We start from the raw sequence: 19511 nt of genomic DNA on the forward strand, positions 1-19511 counted from the left end.
GAGTCCGTAGACTTTTAATTTTTCGTCTCGCAAGTGCCCACACAGATTGTCTGTTTCTTCTTTTTAAAGAGCTGACAGCTTATTAATTAACTTCACAATTTCTTGTTTTAGTTTGCTGTCTCAAGGGCTGCGTATACTACGCTACACTTTTTCATTCGTCAAGATCTTTTTTTAAAATTTTTGACCTTGCTCACTAACACTTGTTTTGTCTGCTTATCGCTGACGCCGTGTCAGTGGATGCGCATTATAGGCGCTTCATTTTTTTTGGCAAGTGAAAAACTACAATTAATTAATCGTTCGAGTAAGCTTTAACCAGCAAAAACGCTAATACATTGATATTTACCAAGATTATATTCAGATAATTTTTTCATCAGTTTTTCGACATGTTGGTTGCATTGTGTACTTAAGACAATATTATCTTTTGAAGATGACTGTTCTAAATTATTCAGATCAAATCGTTCATTAAGTAATGAAGTGACTCGAGCAGCTATTGCGTTTCCTGAATCTATAAAAGTTGTATGAGGAAAAAGCATTTTAAGCTCCTCCTCAATAAATGGATAATGAGTACAACCAAGTACAATTGTATCTGGAATGACAGATAACTTAAGCCATGGCTGCAATAGTGTCTCAAGTTGCTGCATATCAACAGCAATACCTTGTAATTTATTTTCTGCTATATGAGCTAATTCAGATAAACCAAGCAATTTAACATCACAATCTGGAGCAAACTCCTGAATTAAATTACTGGTATATGCTCTTTGTATTGTTGCTTTGGTTGCTAATAACCCTATACATTTATTTTTTGTAATTTTACTAGCAGGTTTAATTGCAGGCACTACTCCAACAATAGGAAAAGAAAACTTTGAACGTAAACTGGGTAAACAAATAGTACTTGCGGTATTACATGCAATCACGACTAAATCAATTGAATAGGTTTTGATGATTGTATCTATTATCTGGCTTACTCTTTTAATTAGAAATTCAGATGATTTATCGCCATAAGGAAACATTTCATTATCAAAAGCATAGATATAATGTAAATGAGGTATTTTATTGTGGATCTCATTATAAATAGATAATCCACCGATACCAGAATCAAAAACTAATACTGTTGGAGATTTTTTTACAATATTCATATGTAGTTAACGAGGGTTAAAAAATTAAACGAGCCATATCCTAAATTGATTAAAATTTTATGCAAGCAATTTTGTTTGAGGTATTACTGGCTTTTCATGGAATAAATCATTAAAATAGACGTCTAGATGGTAAAACTGCTAAACTTAAGTATTATACATAATTATATTTAGAGAATAACACTAACTATATAAGTTAAAGAAGGTAAAACATGTCAGAATTTTTATTTACTTCAGAATCTGTATCAGAGGGACATCCTGATAAAATAGCCGATCAAATATCTGATGCAGTTTTAGATGCTATCTTAGAACAAGATCCTAAAGCCCGCGTAGCTTGTGAAACTTACGTAAAAACAGGTATGGCATTAGTTGGTGGAGAAATTACGACTTCTGCGTGGGTAGATATTGAAGAATTAACCAGAAAAACCATTAATGATATTGGTTATACCAGCTCTGAAATGGGATTTGATGCCAATTCTTGCGCGGTTCTCAATGCTATTGGTAAACAATCACCTGATATTAATCAAGGTGTTGATCGACAAAATCCTTTAGAACAAGGGGCGGGTGACCAAGGTATCATGTTTGGTTATGCAACCAATGAAATGCCTAATTTAATGCCAGCGGCAATTAGTTATGCTCATGATCTTATGCGTCGTCAAGCTGAAGTGAGAAAAAATGGCACACTTCCTTGGTTAAGACCTGATGCGAAGAGCCAAGTCACTTTGATTTACCAAAATGGAAAAATACAAGGTGTTGATACTGTGGTTTTATCCACGCAACATTCAGAAGGCATTGAACAAAAAGCTTTACATGAAGCTGTCATGGAAGAGATCATTAAACCAACTTTACCAAAAGAGTGGTTAACGTCAAGAACCAAGTACTTTATCAACCCTACTGGACGTTTTGTAATTGGTGGGCCTATGGGAGATTGTGGTTTAACTGGGCGAAAAATTATTGTTGATACCTATGGTGGTGCAGCTCGTCATGGTGGTGGTGCATTTTCTGGCAAAGATCCTTCAAAAGTAGACCGTTCAGCGGCTTACGCAGCAAGATATGTTGCTAAAAATATTGTTGCAGCCGGATTAGCTGATAAATGTGAATTACAAATTTCCTATGCGATTGGTGTTGCTGATCCTACATCAATCTATGTTAATACTTTTGGCACTGAAAAAATTGCCCAGGATAAAATCATCTCTCTAATCAAAGAATTTTTTGATTTAAGACCTTACGGATTAATTCAAATGCTTGATCTTATTCAACCAATTTATCAAAAAACGGCTACCTACGGTCATTTTGGCCGAGATATATTCCCATGGGAAAAAACGGATAAAGCAGCAATTCTTAGAGATGCAGCAGGATTATAAACGAATACCGATTTATCTCCATAATCAGGTGTTGGCTTGCTTAAGAACTCACTTAACCCAAGCCAACAATATATTAAATTCTCATTATAAAGAACCTAAAGTTAGTTATAAACCTAAAGGTAGTGTTGCAGGCTGCGCATTTTTGACTCGTTGGGAAATTCAACTTAATAGCATAATGCTTTGTGAAAATGGCGAAAAATTTATTGCTGAAGTAGTACCCCACGAATTGGCCCATCTCATTACTTATCAAAACTTTGGCAAAGTTAAACCACACGGTAAAGAATGGCAATATGTCATGTCTGAAATAATGAAGAAAGAACCGAAGGTTACTCATAATTTTCAGATTAAACGTAACGAATATGTTTATATTTGCAATTGCCAAGAACATTATTTATCACCAATACGACATAACAAAATTAGAAAGAATAAAACTAGTTATCAATGTCGTAAATGCGGTACTATACTCAAACTTAAAAATTGTATTTAATTTTGAAATAAATCATGCCTAATTTCGATACTCATTTTTACAAAAGCTCGATTTTCATTGTAATTTTAAGCCTTTGTCTCTATATCTTTGGTAACTTTTACATTCCATTATATGGAAAATTAACAGTTAGCTTAGTTGAACACTTTCAATCACTGTTCTTATTATTTATGTGTTGTTACACATACTATTATGCGAAGAATGTCAAAAATCATGCAAATCTCTATAAATTTTGGATTTGGACAATTTTTTGGTGGTTTATGCTTTTTGGTCGAGGAATCAGTTGGGGGCGAGATTTTTTCCCTGACGTGCCACGTTTTTATTACAAAATCATTGCTAGCATTATCATGGCAATACCCATATTAACTATATTTTTACCAACCATTCGCCGAGAAATAGCTCGTCGATATAAATATGAAACTATTCCTGTCTGGCATCTGTTTTTTGCCTTTCTTTTTTTAGGTATTGCCGATATTGCTGAACACCGTCGTTTAGGTTACCAATGGTTAGTTTTAGATCCTCATCGCAAAGATCTTATTGAAGAGTTGATGGAGATACCTTGTCTTTTAAGCCTTGCATTAACAACATTTTATATGCAAAAAAATGAACAAAAGAGGTTAAATAAAACATGTTAAGCTATCGCCATAGCTACCACGCGGGAAATCACGCAGATGTATTAAAACATATAGTATTAACCTTATGTATTAATGCATTGAAAGAAAAAGAAAAACCTTTTTTATATTTAGATACCCATTCTGGCGCTGGACGTTATTTACTACAAAGTGAGCATGCTGAAAAAACGGGAGAGTTTTTATCTGGAATCAATCTAATATGGCAACAGTCTGATACGCCAGAATTACTTAATACTTATTTATCGGTTTTGAAGCGTTATAATCCTTATGATAACTTGAAATATTATCTTGGCTCACCTTTAATTGCTAAACAACTATTAAGAGAACAGGACAAACTTAATCTTACCGAGCTTCATCCAACAGACTATCCTTTATTAAGACAGGAATTTAGTAAAGATAAGCGAGCTAAAGTATTAAGAGAAGATGGGTTTGCTCAATTAAAATCAAAATTACCGCCAGAGTCTCGACGTGGTATTATTTTGATAGATCCATCATATGAGATAAAAGATGATTACCACAAAATTCCGAAAGCGTTAGTTGAAGCATATAAACGTTTCGCTACCGGAGTTTATTTAATTTGGTATCCAGTTGTTTCGCGAACACAAACTCAAAAGATGATAGATCAAATTGTAAATTCAGGTATTAAAAGAATTTCACAATTTGAATTTTCGGTTAAACCGGATAATAACCAGAAAGGTATGACAGCTTCAGGGATGATTGTGATCAATCCGCCTTGGAAGCTACAAGAACAGATGCAAACTATTATGCCTTGGTTAAAAAACATTCTTGATACTGAAAAAACCGGAAATTATCTTATCAAAGAGTTAGTGCCTGAATGATTTAAACTGTTTTTAAAATAAAAAAATGCGAGAAATTCTCGCATTTTTTATTGATAATTTAGCAAAAACTAGATTCTCGATTAAGGAAAGAAGTGACAAGCAAAGAGATATATCCATAACGTCGCAGTTAAAAGCAATGAAAGACAAACGGCTGCCGATCCATAATCTTTTGCTCGACCTGATAATTCATGCCTTTCGCTACCAATGCGATCTACCACACATTCAATAGCACTATTGAGCAGCTCAACAATCATTACCACACCGATTGAACCTAACAATAAAATCCGTTCATAGATTGAAAAATCGATCAGCATAACTATAACATAAGCAATTACTAACATAATCAATTCCTGACGGAATGCTGTTTCATATTTTATTGCTGATTTAAATCCCTTTAATGAATATTTAAATGCATTAATTATGCGTTTTAATCCCTTAGGCTTATCCATTTTTACATTCCATATTAGCGTACATAACCATAATTCATAAGGCGCTGGAAGCGTCTTTCAAGCAGTACCGATAATTCCAAACTTTCTAATTCGTCAAGATCAGATAATAATTGCTTTTTAAGTGAAGCGGCAACCGCCGTATAATCACGATGTGCACCACCTAGAGGTTCCGGTATAATCGCATCAATGAGTTTTAGTTTTATCAATTTATCTGCTGTCATATTCATTGCTTCAGCGGCTACCGGTGCTTTATCTGCACTCTTCCAAAGAATAGATGCACAACCTTCAGGAGATATAACAGAATAAGTACTATACTGCAGCATATTAACTTTATCCGCCACTCCTATTGCCAGAGCACCACCGGAACCACCTTCACCAATAACTGTGCAAATTGTTGGAACATTTAAGCGTGACATTTCGCGTAAATTACGAGCAATCGCTTCAGCTTGGCCTCTTTCCTCTGCACCAATACCAGGATAAGCACCCGGAGTATCAATAAATGTAATAATTGGCAATTTAAAACGCTCAGCCATTTGCATTAATCTTAGAGCTTTACGATAACCTTCAGGTGCTGGCATCCCGAAATTTCGATAAATTTTTTGTTTAGTCTCGCGACCTTTTTGATGACCAATAACCATAACAGGGCGTTCATCAATGCGCGCTATGCCACCAACAATTGCTTTATCATCTGCGTAAGCGCGATCACCTGCCAACTCGTCAAAATCGGTAAAAATTTCATTAATATAGTCTAATGTATAAGGTCGATTTGGGTGTCTAGCTAATTGAGCAACATCCCAAGGTGATAAATTTGAAAATATTTTTTTAGTCAATTCACGACTTTTTTGATTCAATTGTTTAATTTCTTTATCTAAATTGATATCTAATTCAACTTGTTGCGAATCAATATTCTTTAAGGAATTAATTTTTGCTTCTAATTCCGCTATCGGCTTTTCAAATTCCAAAAAATTATTCATAACGCTTATGATTGCCTCTTGTATTATTTGTATTTTACTAAAATACATTACTAAATTTAGTATACTGACTATTTATTAAAATAGTATTAAGTCAATTTTACTATGTAATCGTTATTGAAGTCACCAATATTTATTATTAATGAACAACAACATTCCCAATAGTACAGTTAGTTTAAGACATATTAACTGTAACCATAAAAAAAATCCGTTTTAATTAATCAAACTCAAAATCAACACGATCATTGCCTAATAAGGTTTTCAACTCAATTATTAGTGCATCTTCCGGTACAATTCGCCAAGTTGTGCCAAATTGCAGGCGTACCACAGAATCTTCTCGATGATAATAGAGATTAATCGGTACACTACCATGTCGATAGGGTTCTATAATTTGTTGTAATCGTTGTAAATTAGCTCGATTAACTTCAACATCCGTTAAGGTAATAGCTAATCCCTTAACATATTTAGCTCTAGCATCTTTTAAGTCGACGATATCACGAACGGACAACTTAAATCCACCATTAAAATCGTCATGGCTTACTTGACCTGAAACAATTAAAATTTTATCTTTTACCAATAAATGACCAAACTTCTCTAACGCATCAGAAAAAAGCAAACCATCGATACGTCCAGATCTATCATCTAAAGTAAGTAAACCTATTTTATTACCCTTTTTAGTAATTCGAACTCTTGTATCAACCACAATACCAGCAAAAGTTGCTGTTTTTCCCCATCCTGTCGGGGCTGCTTCACTTATTCGTACACCACCAGAATATCGATTAAGTTCTTTTAAATATTGGGTAACTGGATGACCAGTTAAATATAAACCTAAGGCTTCACGTTCACCATCTAGTAAAACTTGTTCCGGTAATTCAGGAACAGCAGCATACGCATTTTCAACTTGTTCGGGCTCTTCGGCTAATACACCAAACATATCTTCTTGCCCAATGTTTTGCGCTCTAGCATATTGATCTGCTGCCTGCATCGCATCATTAATACTATGTAAAATAGCTGCTCTATGTGGGCCTAATTTATCAAAAGCCCCTGCCATAGTTAATTTCTCTAAGACACGTCGGTTAATTTTTTTCATATCAGTTCGAGCACAAAGCTCAAAGATATTTTTAAAATATCCGCCGCTATTACGCGCCTCTACAATTGCTTCTATCGGCCCCTCACCAACACCTTTTATAGCACCAATACCATAAACAATTTCCCCTTTATCATTCACATGGAAATGGTAAAGGCCACTGTTAATGTCAGGCGGATTTACTTGCAATCCCATTCTTAAACATTCGTCAACAAGCCCGACAATTTTATCGGTATTATCCATATCGGCAGTCATCACTGCCGCCATGAATTCAGCTGGATAATGGGTTTTTAACCATAATGTTTGATATGAAACCAGTGCATAAGCTGCCGAGTGAGATTTATTAAAACCATAGCCAGCAAACTTTTCAACCAGATCGAAGATGTGCATGGATAGTTCACCATCAACACCTTGTTTTTCCGCTCCTTCTTTGAAGACCGAGCGCTGTTTAGCCATCTCTTCGGGTTTTTTCTTACCCATCGCTCGGCGAAGCAAATCCGCACCACCAAGGGTATAGCCAGATAACGTCTGGGCAATTTGCATAACCTGTTCTTGATATAAAATTATGCCATAGGTTGGTTCTAAAATCGGTTTAAGGGATTCATGTTGATGATTAATATCTGGATATGATACTTCCTCCCGTCCATGTTTACGGTCAATAAAGTTATCTACCATACCTGATTGTAACGGGCCCGGTCTAAATAACGCCACTAATGCGATCATATCTTCAAAACAGTCAGGTTTTAAGCGTCTGATCAAGTCTTTCATGCCACGCGATTCCAATTGGAAGACCGCGGTTGTTTCAGCTTTTAATAATAGTTGGAATGATTCTTCATCATCAAGAGGAATACGAGTAATATCTACTGGTGACTTACCATCTTTCAACCGGCGCTCATTAATCATTTTAATCGCCCAATCAATAATGGTTAAGGTACGTAACCCTAAGAAGTCAAATTTAACCAGTCCTGCATATTCAACATCATTCTTATCAAATTGCGTTACCGGATGATGCCCCTCAGCATCGCAATAAATAGGTGAAAAATCAGTGATCTTCGTCGGAGATATGACTACGCCACCAGCATGTTTACCGGCATTTCGAGTTACCCCTTCCAACTGTCTGGCGATATCAATAAGCGATTTAATTTCTTCGTTGTTATCATAAAGTTCTTGAAGTTGCGGTTCAATCTCAAATGCCTTAGCTAATGTCATACCCGGATCAGGTGGAATTAATTTTGAGATACGATCGACAAATCCATAAGGATGACCTAAAACTCGCCCTACATCTCGAATAACCGCTTTAGCCGCCATTGTACCAAAAGTAATAATTTGCGATACCGCATCACGACCATACATATCAGCAACGTGATCAATAACCATATCACGCTTTTCCATACAAAAGTCGACATCAAAATCCGGCATTGAAACCCGTTCAGGATTCAAAAAACGTTCGAAAAGTAGATCAAATGCTAATGGGTCTAAATCAGTGATCTTTAAAGCATAAGCAACTAAAGAACCCGCTCCTGATCCGCGTCCTGGTCCAACAGGAATATCATTATCTTTTGACCATTGAATAAACTCCATGACGATCAGAAAGTAACCAGGGAACCCCATTTGATTAATTACGTTTAATTCTGTTTCCAATCGTTCATCATATTCAGGACGTCGCTGCTTTCGCACTTCTGGATCAGGAAAAAGAAAAGCTAATCGTTCTTCTAGACCTTGACGCGATTTGTGTACCAAAAAATCTTCGGTCGACATATCACCGGTAGGAAATTGCGGTAAAAAATATTCACCGAGACGAATAGTTACATTACATCGTTTAGCTATTTCAACACTATTTTCCAATGCTTCAGGAATGTCGGAAAACAATTTACACATCTCTTGTTCTGAACGCAAATATTGCTCAGATGAGTAATTTTTCGGTCTATTTGGATCGTCAAGTGTATTACCATCATGAATCGCGACGCGAATTTCATGCGCTTCAAAATCAGAAGGAGTCAAGAAACGAACATCATTAGTTGCCACAACGGGTAAGGAATATTGTTCAGCTAATTTAATAGCACTATGAATAAATAACTCTTCATTAGCGCGATTGGTACGAACTAATTCAAAATAGAAATGTTGGCCAAAATGATCTAAATAATAATTGACCGCCTCATCAATAATCGCTTGATTATCACGAATAACACCAATACCAATATCACTTTCCCGACCAGCTAATATGATTAATCCTTCTCGATGATGAGTTAACCATTCTTGATCAACAACTGGCATATCACCGATATAACCTCGCTGATAAGCTTTTGAAATTAGCATTGTAAGATTTTGATAGCCAGTATTATTAGCTGCTAATATCGTTAATCGATAAATATCATCATTTAATTGTGGACTTTTAACTGCTAAGTCAGCACCAATAATGGGTTTTATGCCTTTTCCCATGGCAGAACCATAGAACTTAACGAGTCCGCAAAGATTGGTAAAATCAGTAATCGCAAAAGCAGGCATTTGCAATTTGCTTATTTCATTGACTAAGGCACCGACTTTAGCGATGCCGTCAACCATTGAAAAATCGCTATGCAAATGAAGATGAATAAACTTAGGTTCGGTCATATTTACCAAAATGATTACACAAAAAATTAGCTACAATTATAGCATAAACTAGATGAATATTCTTATTGTCTTTATTTATCGCAAAATCAGCCAATTAAGCAATTAGTAAAACTTCCGTTAAAAAAATAACGGAAGTTAAGCAAATTTATCTTTATAAATGCTAAAAATTATTTGCGGCGTAAACCTTCAGCATTAGCTGCTTTTATTGCTGCGAATACTGTTTCTGGAGAAATTTCAGCTGGAGAATTATGAATTGATTCACCTTGCGCACAAGCTAAAGTTGCCACTTGCATTAAATCATCATCGCTAACATTAGCTAAGCCAATTTCTGCTAGCGTAGTAGGCAACCCTACGGACTGACAAAAATGATAAACAGTCTCTATCATCTGTGGCTCACTATCAATTAACATTAACATAGCTAGGGTACCAAACGCCACTTTTTCACCATGCCAATACTGATGTGTCGCTTCTAAAGCGGTAAATCCATTATGAATGGCATGAGCAGCTGAAAGCCCGCCACTTTCAAATCCTAATCCAGAAAGTAGTGTATTGGCTTCAATCACATGTTCCAGTGCAGGAGTTACTACTTTTTGGTCACAAGCATTTTTAGCCTGAACACCATATTTTAACAATATCTCAAAACAAAATTTTGCTAGGGCAAAGGCGGTGATTGGGCCTGGTCGTCCGGTCATGTTTCCGGCTTTTGATTGTCGACAATCTTCGGCTTCAAACCAAGTTGCTAAAGCATCCCCCATTCCTGCAACTAAAAATCTTGCAGGCGCATTAGCAATAACTTTTGAATCAACTAAAACGACATCAGGATTTCTTGGTAATACAAAATAGCGTTTAAATTCACCTGTTGCGGTATAAATTACTGATAAAGCACTACAAGGCGCATCGGTTGAGGCTAGTGTTGGCACAACAACACAAGGATAATGAATAGTCGCGGCAACCGCTTTCGCGGTATCAATAACCTTACCTCCACCTATACCAACAATCACATCAATATTTTGAGCTTTGGCTAACTCAATAATTCTTGTAATCTCTTCGTCACTACACTCTCGGTTAAAAATATCAACAACACTTTCAATCTTACCGGATAGTGATTTTTCGATAGTTTTAGATAAATTTTTGTTGGCTGATGGACTTTCCAATAATAACGCTTTTTTACCTAACCTTGCTAATTCTTCACCTAAACTATTTTCAATGGCATTAAAACCTTGAATATAACGATTAGGGAAAAGTGCAGTAGTAATCATAATAACAACTCCTAAAAATTAAAAAAATCTTGCATAGATAAATCTTATTACCATTATTCAGAAAAATATTTTTTATCCATGTGGTTACGTTCAAACATACGCTTTTATTATGAATAAGCTACTAAATATTTTTAAAAATTAGGTATATGCCACATTTTTTATTATGAAAAGTATTGTCAAAAGATTAAAACAGATGATTCCCATCACTTAATCATGATGGGAAGAAAGGAGATTAGATCTTCTTGAATAAAACTGAACCGTTGGTACCACCAAAACCAAATGAATTACAAAGTGCATATTCTAAGTTTTTCACTTGACGAGCTGTATGTGGAACATAATCAAGATCACATCCTTCATCAGGATTATCTAGATTAATCGTTGGTGGCACAGCCTGATCACGCAGGGCAAGCACCGTAAAGATAGATTCAACAGCGCCAGCAGCACCTAGTAAATGGCCAATCATGGATTTAGTTGAACTTACCATTACTTTATTAGCGTTTTCTTGGAAAATACTTTTAACTGCTTGAGTTTCAGCTTTGTCACCAGCAGGAGTTGATGTACCATGAGCATTAATATAACCAATTTGTTCAGGTGTTATACCTGCATCACGAATTGCACATTTCATGGCTAATGCAGCTCCGCTACCGTCAGCTGGAGGTGAAGTCATATGATAAGCATCACCACTCATACCAAAACCAACTACTTCAGCATAAATTTTAGCACCACGCTTTTTAGCATGTTCATATTCTTCTAAGAACATGATACCAGCCCCATCACCCAGTACAAAACCATCACGGTCTTTATCCCATGGGCGACTTGCTGCTTTTGGATTATCATTATTCGTTGATAATGCTCTAGCGGCACCAAAACCGCCTATACCAAGTGGAGTACTCGCTTTTTCACCGCCTCCAGCTAACATCGCATCAGCATCACCATAGGCAATCATACGAGCTGCATGGCCAATATTATGTACTCCAGAAGAGCAAGCAGTAGCAATAGTAATACTTGGACCTTTTAATCCATAAATAATGGATAAATGACCTGCAATCATATTAACTATAGTTGAAGGTACAAAAAATGGACTAATTTTACGCGGTCCACCATTAACTAATGCACTATGATTTTCTTCAATCAATCCTAGTCCACCAATACCTGAACCGATAGCACAACCGATGCGCTCAGCATTTTCTTCTGTAATTTCAATGCCCGCGTCTTGCATTGCCTGCATACCTGCAGCAATACCATATTGGATAAAATAATCCATTTTACGTGCATCTTTACGTGAAATATTATAATCTTCGCCATTAAAGTCTTTAACCATCGCTGCGAAGCGCGTTGCAAAAGGGGCTGTATCAAAGTGTTCTATAAGTTCTACTCCACTTTGACCTGCTAATAAAGCTTGCCAAGTAGAATCAACTGTATTACCTACTGGAGATATCATGCCCATTCCAGTAACAACAACTCTGCGTTTAGACACATTGTCCTCCAGAAAAGGATTGAAATGAAATTTGAATCATTGAAATTTTTATTATCAGTTTTCAGAATTAACTTATGCCAAATTCTTTTTTGAAAAATAGTGGCATAAATACAAACTAGGCGATCATTTGACCGCCTATTATGAAAACTCTGCCAACCTTATTGATTTGCAGTAATGTAATCAATTGCTGATTGTACAGTTGTAATTTTTTCAGCTTCTTCATCAGGAATTTCAGTATCAAATTCTTCTTCTAAAGCCATAACTAATTCAACTGTATCAAGAGAGTCAGCGCCAAGATCTTCAACGAAAGAAGATTCATTTTTAACTTCGTCCTCTTTCACACCAAGTTGCTCAACAATAATTTTCTTAACTCGCTCTTCAATAGTGCTCATACTCTTTTTTTTCCTATAAATATCGCCGAAAGTGGCGGTGAATGTAAGTTTATAAAATGTTGAAAAAGATGCCAATCATTTTTCAACCCAATTGCTTAATTTTTGTTCAAAAAGTAAATTATTGGTTCATTTTACACTATTCTGATGAATTACACCATATACATGCCACCATTGACATGCAAAGTTTCACCAGTGATGTAAGATGCCTCATCAGAAGCCAAGAACGCAACTGCATTAGCAATTTCAGCTGGTTCACCTAAACGCCCTGCTGGTACTTGCGCTAATGTTAACGCTTTTTGTTCATCAGTTAATGCTTCTGTCATATCAGTTGCAATGAATCCTGGGGCGACTACATTTACCGTAATACCTCGAGATGCAACTTCACGTGCTAGTGATTTACTAAATCCAATCAATCCAGCTTTTGCCGCCGCATAGTTAGCTTGGCCAGCATTGCCCATAGTCCCTACAACAGAGCCTATAGTAATGATTCTACCATAACGTTTTTTCATCATAGTACGCATTAATGCTTTTGATAAACGAAATACCGATGTTAAATTAGTATCTAAAATATCTTGCCATTCATCTTCTTTCATTCGCATTAATAAATTATCACGGGTAATACCGGCATTATTAACTAGAATATCGATATCGCCAAATTCCGTTTTAATGGCATTAATGGTTGATTCAATCGATGCTTCGTCGGTCACATTTAGCGCTAAACCTTTACCGTTAGAGCCTAAATAATCACTTATGGCTTGTGCACCTTTTTCTGTTGTTGCAGTTCCAATTACGGTAGCACCACAAGCAACTAATTTTTCTGCAATTGCTTTACCAATTCCACGGCTGGCACCTGTGACTAAAGCAATTTTTCCTGATAGGTTCATAACTACCCCTTTTATCATTTATTTAGTATTTTCGATCGCAACATCTAATGACGCTTTATCATTAACAGCACAAGCTGATAATGAATCAACAATTCGTTTAGTTAAACCAGTTAATACTTTACCTGGTCCCATTTCCACTAACAGTGTTACTCCTTGTTTTGCCATTTCTTCAACGCTTTCAGTCCAACGAACAGGACTATATAGCTGAGCTATTAATGCGGCTTTAATTTTTTCTGCTGATGTTTCAACTTTAACATCGACATTATTAATTACCGCAAATTTAGGAGTATTAAATGTAATATCATTTAAAGTTATCGCTAATTTATCAGCAGCAGGTTTCATTAAGGCACAATGAGAAGGTACACTAACTGCAAGCGGTAATGCACGTTTAGCACCAGCCTCTTTACAAAGCGCCCCTGCGCGTTCAACCGCTTCTTTATTACCGGCAATAACAACTTGGCCAGGTGAATTGAAATTAACTGGTGCAACAACTTGACCTTGAGCCGCTTGTTCACATGCTTTTTGAATTGAATCGTTATCTAAACCAATAATAGCAAACATCGCGCCAGTACCACTTGGCACCACTTCTTGCATTAGTTTGCCACGTAATTCAACTAATTTAATGGCATCTTTAAAATCAATTACGCCGGCACATACCAATGCTGAGTATTCTCCTAAACTGTGACCAGCCATAAATTCGGGTTGAGCACCATTAATACTTTGCCAAACACGGTAAATAGCTACCGATGAAGCAAGTAATGCAGGTTGAGTTTGCCAAGTTTTATTGAGTTCTTCAGCTGGCCCCTCTTGCACTAAAGCCCATAAATCATAACCTAACACTTGTGACGCTTCATCAAAAGTTGACTTAACAACTGGATAGTTTTCCGCAAGATCTTTTAACATACCTACAGCTTGTGAGCCTTGTCCTGGAAATACCATTGCAAATTTGGTCATTTTTGAAATCCTTGATTACCTAAAATAAGTTATAAATTAAAATTTAACGAGTGCCGAGCCCCAAACAAAACCACCACCGAAAGCTTCTAATAAAATTAATTGCCCTCGCTTAATACGGCCATCTCGTACCCCAGTATCTAAAGCACAAGGCACGGACGCGGCAGAAGTATTGCCTTGTTTATCAAGCGTCACAATAACCTTACTCATATCCATATCAAGGCGTTTAGCCGTTGCTGAAATAATACGTAAATTAGCTTGATGAGGAACTAACCAATCTAAATCTGATTTTTTAAAGGCATTTTCGTTCAAAAGTTCATCGACTAAATTTGAAAGTTCTTTGACCGCAATTTTGAATACTTCATTACCATGCATTGTCATATAGACAGGATCATTTAGTGAACGACGATCGACATAGGGATATTTTAACAATTCACCATAACGACCATTTGCATGAAGATGAGAAGCAATAATCCCAGGTTCTTGAGAAGCACCGACCACAACCGCGCCCGCACCATCTCCAAAAATAATAATTGTACCGCGATCATTTGGATCAACACCGCGAGTTAACATATCTGAACCAACAACTAAGGCATATTTAATTGCCCCGCTTTTTACATATTTATCCGCAATATCCAGCGCATAGATAAATCCTGAACAAGCTGCCGATACATCAAATGCAATTACATCACCTAGTTCCAATTTAGCTTGTAATTCAGTAGCTGAACTAGGAAAAGCATTAACCGAGGTGGCTGTTGCAACAATAATTAAACCAATTTCTTGTTTATCAATATCAGCCATTTCAATCGCGTTAATCGCGGCTTCATAAGCCATACTCGTAACGGTTTCATCGGGTGCGGCAATACGTCTCTCTTTAATACCAGTACGAGTTGTTATCCACTCGTCACTAGTATCCACCATCTTTTCAAGATCGGCATTGGTTCTTATTTGTTTTGGAAGGTAACTTCCTGTTCCTAATATCTTTGTATACATCTAATTATTCGCTCTTAGGTAGTGCGGAAGAAAGACTGTTGGCAATCTTCTCAGGTATATTGGTTTCGATAGCTAAAATAGCTTGTTCAATGGCTGCAAAAAAAGATTTTTGATTGGCACTACCGTGACTTTTAATCACAATACTTTGAAGTCCAAGTAAACAGGCTCCATTATATCGTCCAGGGTCTAAATAACCAAAATTTTTTACTATTTTTCGTTGCAGCCATTTACTCAACAATTTCATAATTAATGAATTATGCCCTAACAGCATTTTGAATGATGACATAAAAATTTTGATTAATCCTTCTACGGTTTTTAACGTCACATTACCCACAAAACCATCACAAACAAGCACATCGGTTTTACCAGTTAACAACTCGTTACCTTCTAAATAACCGATATAATTGATTTGATCATTGGCTTTCAAAATAGACGCCGCAGCACGAATTTTATCTAATCCCTTAATATCTTCTTCACCAATATTAAGTAAGGCAACCCGCGGATTTTCAATATGCAACACTGACTTTGCTAAAATTTCGCCCATTATGGCAAATTGCACTAACATATCACTATCGCATTCTGCATTAGCCCCTAAATCGAGCACAACTGTATTTTGATTATTCAAAGCAGGAATAGTTGCGACTAACGCCGGTCGATCGATGCCAGTTAATGAATGCAATAATAACTTTGATAGCCCCATCAGTGCACCGGTATTACCAGCACTGACACAAGCCTGAGCTCTATTGCTTTTTACTAACTCTAATGCAATTCTCATTGAGGAGCCTTGACTATGTCTAATTGCATATGATGGCTTCATATCATTGGTAATAATCGAAGTAGATTCAGTTATCATCAAACGACCACTTTCTTGATATTGACTAACCAGCTTTGCATTTTCTTTAGACAAAAAGGCGTTGACTTCCTTTAAATCACCGATAAGGAAGATAGAGAGGTTTGGATAATGGTATAATGCTTGAATTGCAGCAGGAACAACAATACGAGGACCGAAGTCCCCGCTCATAGCATCTAACGCAATGGTTAGATTATCCAAAATGTCACCTGAAGATTTCTAATTACTAAGTAATTATTTAGAAATCACTTTACGACCACGATAATAACCATCAGCGGTTACGTGATGACGTAAATGTGTTTTTCCTGATTCATCAACTGAGATATTAGCAACAGTTAATGCATCATGAGAACGACGCATACCACGTTTTGCACGAGTTTTACGATTCTGTTGAACAGCCATGGATTTACCCCTTATTCTTTAAACTAACTAAAATTGCAAATGGATTTGGTTTTTCATTCTCCGCTGGAATTTCACCAAATACCATATCTGCCTCTGACACTTCGCAGTGTTTACTATCATGCACCGGCACAATTGGTAAAGAGAGAATAATTTCGTCCTCAATTAACGCTAATATATCTACTTCACCAAACTCGTTAACTAAAACGGGCTCATAATGTTCCGGTAATGTCTCTGCTTGAGCATCGCTCTTAACAGGACTAAATTTATTCATCACATGAACTTCAGTGATAAAAGGTTTAAAACAACGCTGACAAATTTGTTCTAGCGTCATTTTTGCATCAATGGTGATAACGCAAAGTCTTTGCTCATCAAAATCAAAAGACAAATGACATTCGATATCACTTTTTGGACTTTCAATCCTCGTTGCACTTTGAGCTGGATAATATCCAATATAATCAAGTCGTTTTTGTGCTGCTTTGATTGGGTCAATTGTTAATGGTAATTTATTTTGCATAAGATATGCACCCCAACCTTAAAAATTATTAAGTGTAGCTAAAAACCACACAAAGCCATAAGGCGCGCATCTTACCCTTAAATCACTGTTTCGTCAATGGGCAAGCACAAGATAATTTGTTTTAATTTTTGATTATTTTCTTAATATTTATAAGTTTTATTTTACTTCATAATTAGCAAAAAAAATATTAAAGGAAGTTTTTTTTGCGTCAAAAATCGTTATTTATTTCACCATTACCTAACAATTTTTATTCACTTGATAAAATTCCATTTTCAATTTTAAATTAAAACGAATTAATTATGATAATCGCCCAAAACTATCTTTCACTATAGCTTGAAAATCATCAAAGTTACGACTATTTAATAACCGCTTAGTTGATCTCTCTTTAACAAAATTGACGACTAAGTTATAAATTCGCATCGCGTCTTCATATTCATCTTTGCTAATTGCTAATAAGAAAATAACATGCGCAATTTCATTTTTATTCCATTCAATGCCTTCAGGAGCCAAAATAGTGGTAACTACTGTCTTTTTGGCCAACAACCCAACTGAATGTGGAATGGCAATATTTTCTCCGATTAAGGTTGATACAATACTTTCTCGCTCTACTACAGATGGATAAAAGTCCTGTCCCACATATCCGGACTCCTCAAGCCGCTGACAAACCATCTGGAACAATTCACTTTGTGTCATCGGTTTATCAATAATAAGGAAAAACTTTTCATTAAAAAAACGCTCAATAATATATGGCATAGTGCGATCAACCATAGATAAACGCCCTAATTGTTCAAGTTGATAAGGCGTTGGAAACGGTGCAATTTTCACTATTTGTTTATCTTTTTCGGTTAAGCGAACGGTTGATACCACAAAGTCTTCCTCAATATTGGTTAACTGTTCATACTCTCGATAAGATAGTGTACGGTTGATTAAAATATGCGGAAAATCGCGGTTAATTTTTGATTCAATCATACGCAAAGTTGCGTTACCTAATTCACTAACCAGTAAAATTTGCACTAATCTTTCATATCCTGCACTATAATTACGCTCCAATGCCACACCAATATGAATTGCTAAATAACTAATTTCATCCTCAGTCATTTCAACATCTGTAAATTTATGAATATTCGCTAATGCCGATAAAGTAATATCATAAGCAAAAGGATAATATTGTTTAATTTCATGTAATATTGGGTTGAGAGTACGAATTTGGTATTTTATCCGAGATAGCATCGATGAAATATGAATTAACATATCTTGGCGTAACTTCATATCCTGTTTTAAATTATAGTGATAAGAATCATTAATATAAGACAAGATATGTTCAAATAACTCTAAACTTTTGGCTTGGTTAGGCGATTCCATAATAGTGCGCGACATAATCTGCACACATAAATAGTTAAATTCGGGTTCTGAGAGGGTACTACCTAAAAAATAGGAGAAACCTTCAGAAACCTCACGCGCAGCACCAATAACTGTCGAATCAATATGATCGACTTGATATTCTACTAATTCATGTCCTTGTGTAATTCTGGTGATTGAAACGGCACAACAATAGAGCAAATACCCTTGCCCTTCCGAGGTTAATTTTAATTCAAAACGTTCAAACTGATTTTGTAGTACACTTTCCAGATAATCTAAATCAATATCAGATAATATCGCTTGAATTAGCCGAGTGAAATTAATAGTGTCTCCTGTTATATGATGTTGCCATAAAATATCAGTTAAACACGCTCGAATAGCCGATTCCTCACCAACTAATCGCATACCAGAATAAGGCCGATTATCTAGCGATAAATGGTATTTATCTAGATATTGCTTAACTTCAATAACATCATTTTGTAATGTATTGCGGCTTAAAAACCATTCACCAGCAATATCATCCAACTTTACCGATTTTGATTGGGTTAAAAATGCAATTAATAAGGCGGAAACGCGTTCTTTATTAGTCCGAGGAACCCGTTCTATTTGCTGAACAATCGGTATGGTTGCATACAAATTAGGATCGGATATGACAAGATGATAACCAACGTTCTTAACGTAATCAACTTGAGCACCATAAGTGTTTAATACATCGTTAAGAGCAACAATATCAGAACGAATAGTTCTTATTGATACTGAAAAACGATTTGCTAACTCTTTTTGAGGTAGCAATTCGTTTTTTATCGTATCAAAAATATACGCTAATCGTTGATAGGGAAATAGCAATTTAGATGCCATTAC

At 36.0% G+C, this 19511-nt stretch carries 18 protein-coding genes; 4 read left to right on the forward strand and 14 right to left on the reverse strand.

The window, feature by feature from the left end; genetic code table 11:
- Positions 1 to 308: 308 nt before the first annotated feature.
- Complete coding sequence (murI, locus tag DKK70_RS13710) at positions 309 to 1136, reverse strand: glutamate racemase (protein ID WP_110434521.1); 828 nt, start codon at positions 1134 to 1136, stop codon at positions 309 to 311.
- A gap of 209 nt (positions 1137 to 1345) precedes the next feature.
- Between murI and metK the strand changes: the two genes are divergently transcribed.
- The 4 genes from metK to DKK70_RS13730 all read left to right on the forward strand — a co-directional run bounded on the left by metK (position 1346) and on the right by DKK70_RS13730 (position 4452).
- Complete coding sequence (metK, locus tag DKK70_RS13715; RefSeq protein ID WP_110434522.1) at positions 1346 to 2497, forward strand: methionine adenosyltransferase; 1152 nt, start codon at positions 1346 to 1348, stop codon at positions 2495 to 2497.
- Positions 2481 to 2984 (forward strand): SprT family zinc-dependent metalloprotease, encoded by a 504-nt coding sequence (locus tag DKK70_RS13720; protein WP_110434523.1) that lies wholly within the window; start codon positions 2481 to 2483, stop codon positions 2982 to 2984. Before metK ends, DKK70_RS13720 begins: the two co-directional genes overlap by 17 nt.
- A gap of 257 nt (positions 2985 to 3241) precedes the next feature.
- A complete protein-coding gene (locus tag DKK70_RS13725) occupies positions 3242 to 3616 on the forward strand; it encodes a hypothetical protein (RefSeq protein WP_110434524.1) in 375 nt (124 codons plus the stop codon).
- On the forward strand, positions 3610 to 4452 hold the full coding sequence (locus tag DKK70_RS13730) for a 23S rRNA (adenine(2030)-N(6))-methyltransferase RlmJ (protein ID WP_110434525.1): 843 nt from the start codon (positions 3610 to 3612) through the stop codon (positions 4450 to 4452). The genes DKK70_RS13725 and DKK70_RS13730 overlap by 7 nt, the downstream gene beginning before the upstream one ends.
- Positions 4453 to 4532: 80 nt before the next feature.
- Here DKK70_RS13730 and DKK70_RS13735 read toward each other — a convergent pair whose 3' ends face one another.
- From DKK70_RS13735 to DKK70_RS13795, 13 genes are all read right to left on the reverse strand, one after another.
- Complete coding sequence (locus tag DKK70_RS13735) at positions 4533 to 4901, reverse strand: diacylglycerol kinase (protein WP_110434526.1); 369 nt, start codon at positions 4899 to 4901, stop codon at positions 4533 to 4535.
- Positions 4902 to 4915: 14 nt separating this feature from the next.
- Positions 4916 to 5875, reverse strand: coding sequence for an acetyl-CoA carboxylase carboxyl transferase subunit alpha (gene accA / locus DKK70_RS13740; protein ID WP_219999818.1), 960 nt, complete (start codon positions 5873 to 5875; stop codon positions 4916 to 4918).
- A 214-nt stretch (positions 5876 to 6089) separates the two neighbouring features.
- On the reverse strand, positions 6090 to 9569 hold the full coding sequence (gene dnaE, locus DKK70_RS13745) for a DNA polymerase III subunit alpha (RefSeq protein WP_110434528.1): 3480 nt from the start codon (positions 9567 to 9569) through the stop codon (positions 6090 to 6092).
- Between the two features lie 167 nt (positions 9570 to 9736).
- Positions 9737 to 10828, reverse strand: a complete 1092-nt coding sequence (locus tag DKK70_RS13750) for a glycerol dehydrogenase (RefSeq protein ID WP_110434529.1) — start codon at positions 10826 to 10828, stop codon at positions 9737 to 9739.
- 232 nt (positions 10829 to 11060) lie between these two features.
- Positions 11061 to 12305, reverse strand: a complete 1245-nt coding sequence (gene fabF / locus DKK70_RS13755) for a beta-ketoacyl-ACP synthase II (RefSeq protein ID WP_110424286.1) — start codon at positions 12303 to 12305, stop codon at positions 11061 to 11063.
- Positions 12306 to 12463: 158 nt separating this feature from the next.
- Positions 12464 to 12697, reverse strand: a complete 234-nt coding sequence (gene acpP, locus DKK70_RS13760) for an acyl carrier protein (protein WP_025316503.1) — start codon at positions 12695 to 12697, stop codon at positions 12464 to 12466.
- Positions 12698 to 12846: 149 nt separating this feature from the next.
- Positions 12847 to 13581 (reverse strand): 3-oxoacyl-ACP reductase FabG, encoded by a 735-nt coding sequence (fabG, locus tag DKK70_RS13765; protein WP_110424287.1) that lies wholly within the window; start codon positions 13579 to 13581, stop codon positions 12847 to 12849.
- 18 nt (positions 13582 to 13599) lie between these two features.
- On the reverse strand, positions 13600 to 14535 hold the full coding sequence (fabD, locus tag DKK70_RS13770; RefSeq protein WP_110434530.1) for an ACP S-malonyltransferase: 936 nt from the start codon (positions 14533 to 14535) through the stop codon (positions 13600 to 13602).
- Between the two features lie 36 nt (positions 14536 to 14571).
- Positions 14572 to 15525 carry a beta-ketoacyl-ACP synthase III gene (locus DKK70_RS13775; RefSeq protein ID WP_086358850.1) on the reverse strand — a complete coding sequence of 318 codons (954 nt, stop codon included), beginning with the start codon at positions 15523 to 15525 and terminating at the stop codon, positions 14572 to 14574.
- A 4-nt stretch (positions 15526 to 15529) separates the two neighbouring features.
- Entirely contained in the window at positions 15530 to 16576 is a 1047-nt protein-coding gene (plsX, locus tag DKK70_RS13780; protein WP_110434531.1) for a phosphate acyltransferase PlsX, read from the reverse strand.
- A 33-nt stretch (positions 16577 to 16609) separates the two neighbouring features.
- Entirely contained in the window at positions 16610 to 16777 is a 168-nt protein-coding gene (rpmF, locus tag DKK70_RS13785; protein ID WP_025316508.1) for a 50S ribosomal protein L32, read from the reverse strand.
- 4 nt (positions 16778 to 16781) lie between these two features.
- Positions 16782 to 17291 (reverse strand): 23S rRNA accumulation protein YceD, encoded by a 510-nt coding sequence (gene yceD, locus DKK70_RS13790; RefSeq protein ID WP_110424291.1) that lies wholly within the window; start codon positions 17289 to 17291, stop codon positions 16782 to 16784.
- Between the two features lie 297 nt (positions 17292 to 17588).
- A complete protein-coding gene (locus DKK70_RS13795) occupies positions 17589 to 19508 on the reverse strand; it encodes a BglG family transcription antiterminator (protein ID WP_110434532.1) in 1920 nt (639 codons plus the stop codon).
- Positions 19509 to 19511: the final 3 nt, after the last annotated feature.

This window comes from Gilliamella apicola (assembly GCF_003202655.1).
GTDB classification, from domain to species: domain Bacteria; phylum Pseudomonadota; class Gammaproteobacteria; order Enterobacterales; family Orbaceae; genus Gilliamella; species Gilliamella apicola_R.

Coding starts and splice junctions, on each gene's coding strand:
- DKK70_RS13775 (WP_086358850.1), bottom strand. CDS start 15,525: ATGTATACAAAGATATTAGGAACAGGAAGTTACCTTCCAAAACAAATA.
- DKK70_RS13735 (WP_110434526.1), bottom strand. CDS start 4,901: ATGGATAAGCCTAAGGGATTAAAACGCATAATTAATGCATTTAAATAT.
- fabD (WP_110434530.1), bottom strand. CDS start 14,535: ATGACCAAATTTGCAATGGTATTTCCAGGACAAGGCTCACAAGCTGTA.
- DKK70_RS13730 (WP_110434525.1), top strand. CDS start 3,610: ATGTTAAGCTATCGCCATAGCTACCACGCGGGAAATCACGCAGATGTA.
- DKK70_RS13750 (WP_110434529.1), bottom strand. CDS start 10,828: ATGATTACTACTGCACTTTTCCCTAATCGTTATATTCAAGGTTTTAAT.
- DKK70_RS13720 (WP_110434523.1), top strand. CDS start 2,481: ATGCAGCAGGATTATAAACGAATACCGATTTATCTCCATAATCAGGTG.
- dnaE (WP_110434528.1), bottom strand. CDS start 9,569: ATGACCGAACCTAAGTTTATTCATCTTCATTTGCATAGCGATTTTTCA.
- metK (WP_110434522.1), top strand. CDS start 1,346: ATGTCAGAATTTTTATTTACTTCAGAATCTGTATCAGAGGGACATCCT.
- rpmF (WP_025316508.1), bottom strand. CDS start 16,777: ATGGCTGTTCAACAGAATCGTAAAACTCGTGCAAAACGTGGTATGCGT.
- DKK70_RS13725 (WP_110434524.1), top strand. CDS start 3,242: ATGCTTTTTGGTCGAGGAATCAGTTGGGGGCGAGATTTTTTCCCTGAC.
- DKK70_RS13795 (WP_110434532.1), bottom strand. CDS start 19,508: ATGGCATCTAAATTGCTATTTCCCTATCAACGATTAGCGTATATTTTT.
- yceD (WP_110424291.1), bottom strand. CDS start 17,291: ATGCAAAATAAATTACCATTAACAATTGACCCAATCAAAGCAGCACAA.
- murI (WP_110434521.1), bottom strand. CDS start 1,136: ATGAATATTGTAAAAAAATCTCCAACAGTATTAGTTTTTGATTCTGGT.
- acpP (WP_025316503.1), bottom strand. CDS start 12,697: ATGAGCACTATTGAAGAGCGAGTTAAGAAAATTATTGTTGAGCAACTT.
- fabG (WP_110424287.1), bottom strand. CDS start 13,581: ATGAACCTATCAGGAAAAATTGCTTTAGTCACAGGTGCCAGCCGTGGA.
- accA (WP_219999818.1), bottom strand. CDS start 5,875: ATGAATAATTTTTTGGAATTTGAAAAGCCGATAGCGGAATTAGAAGCA.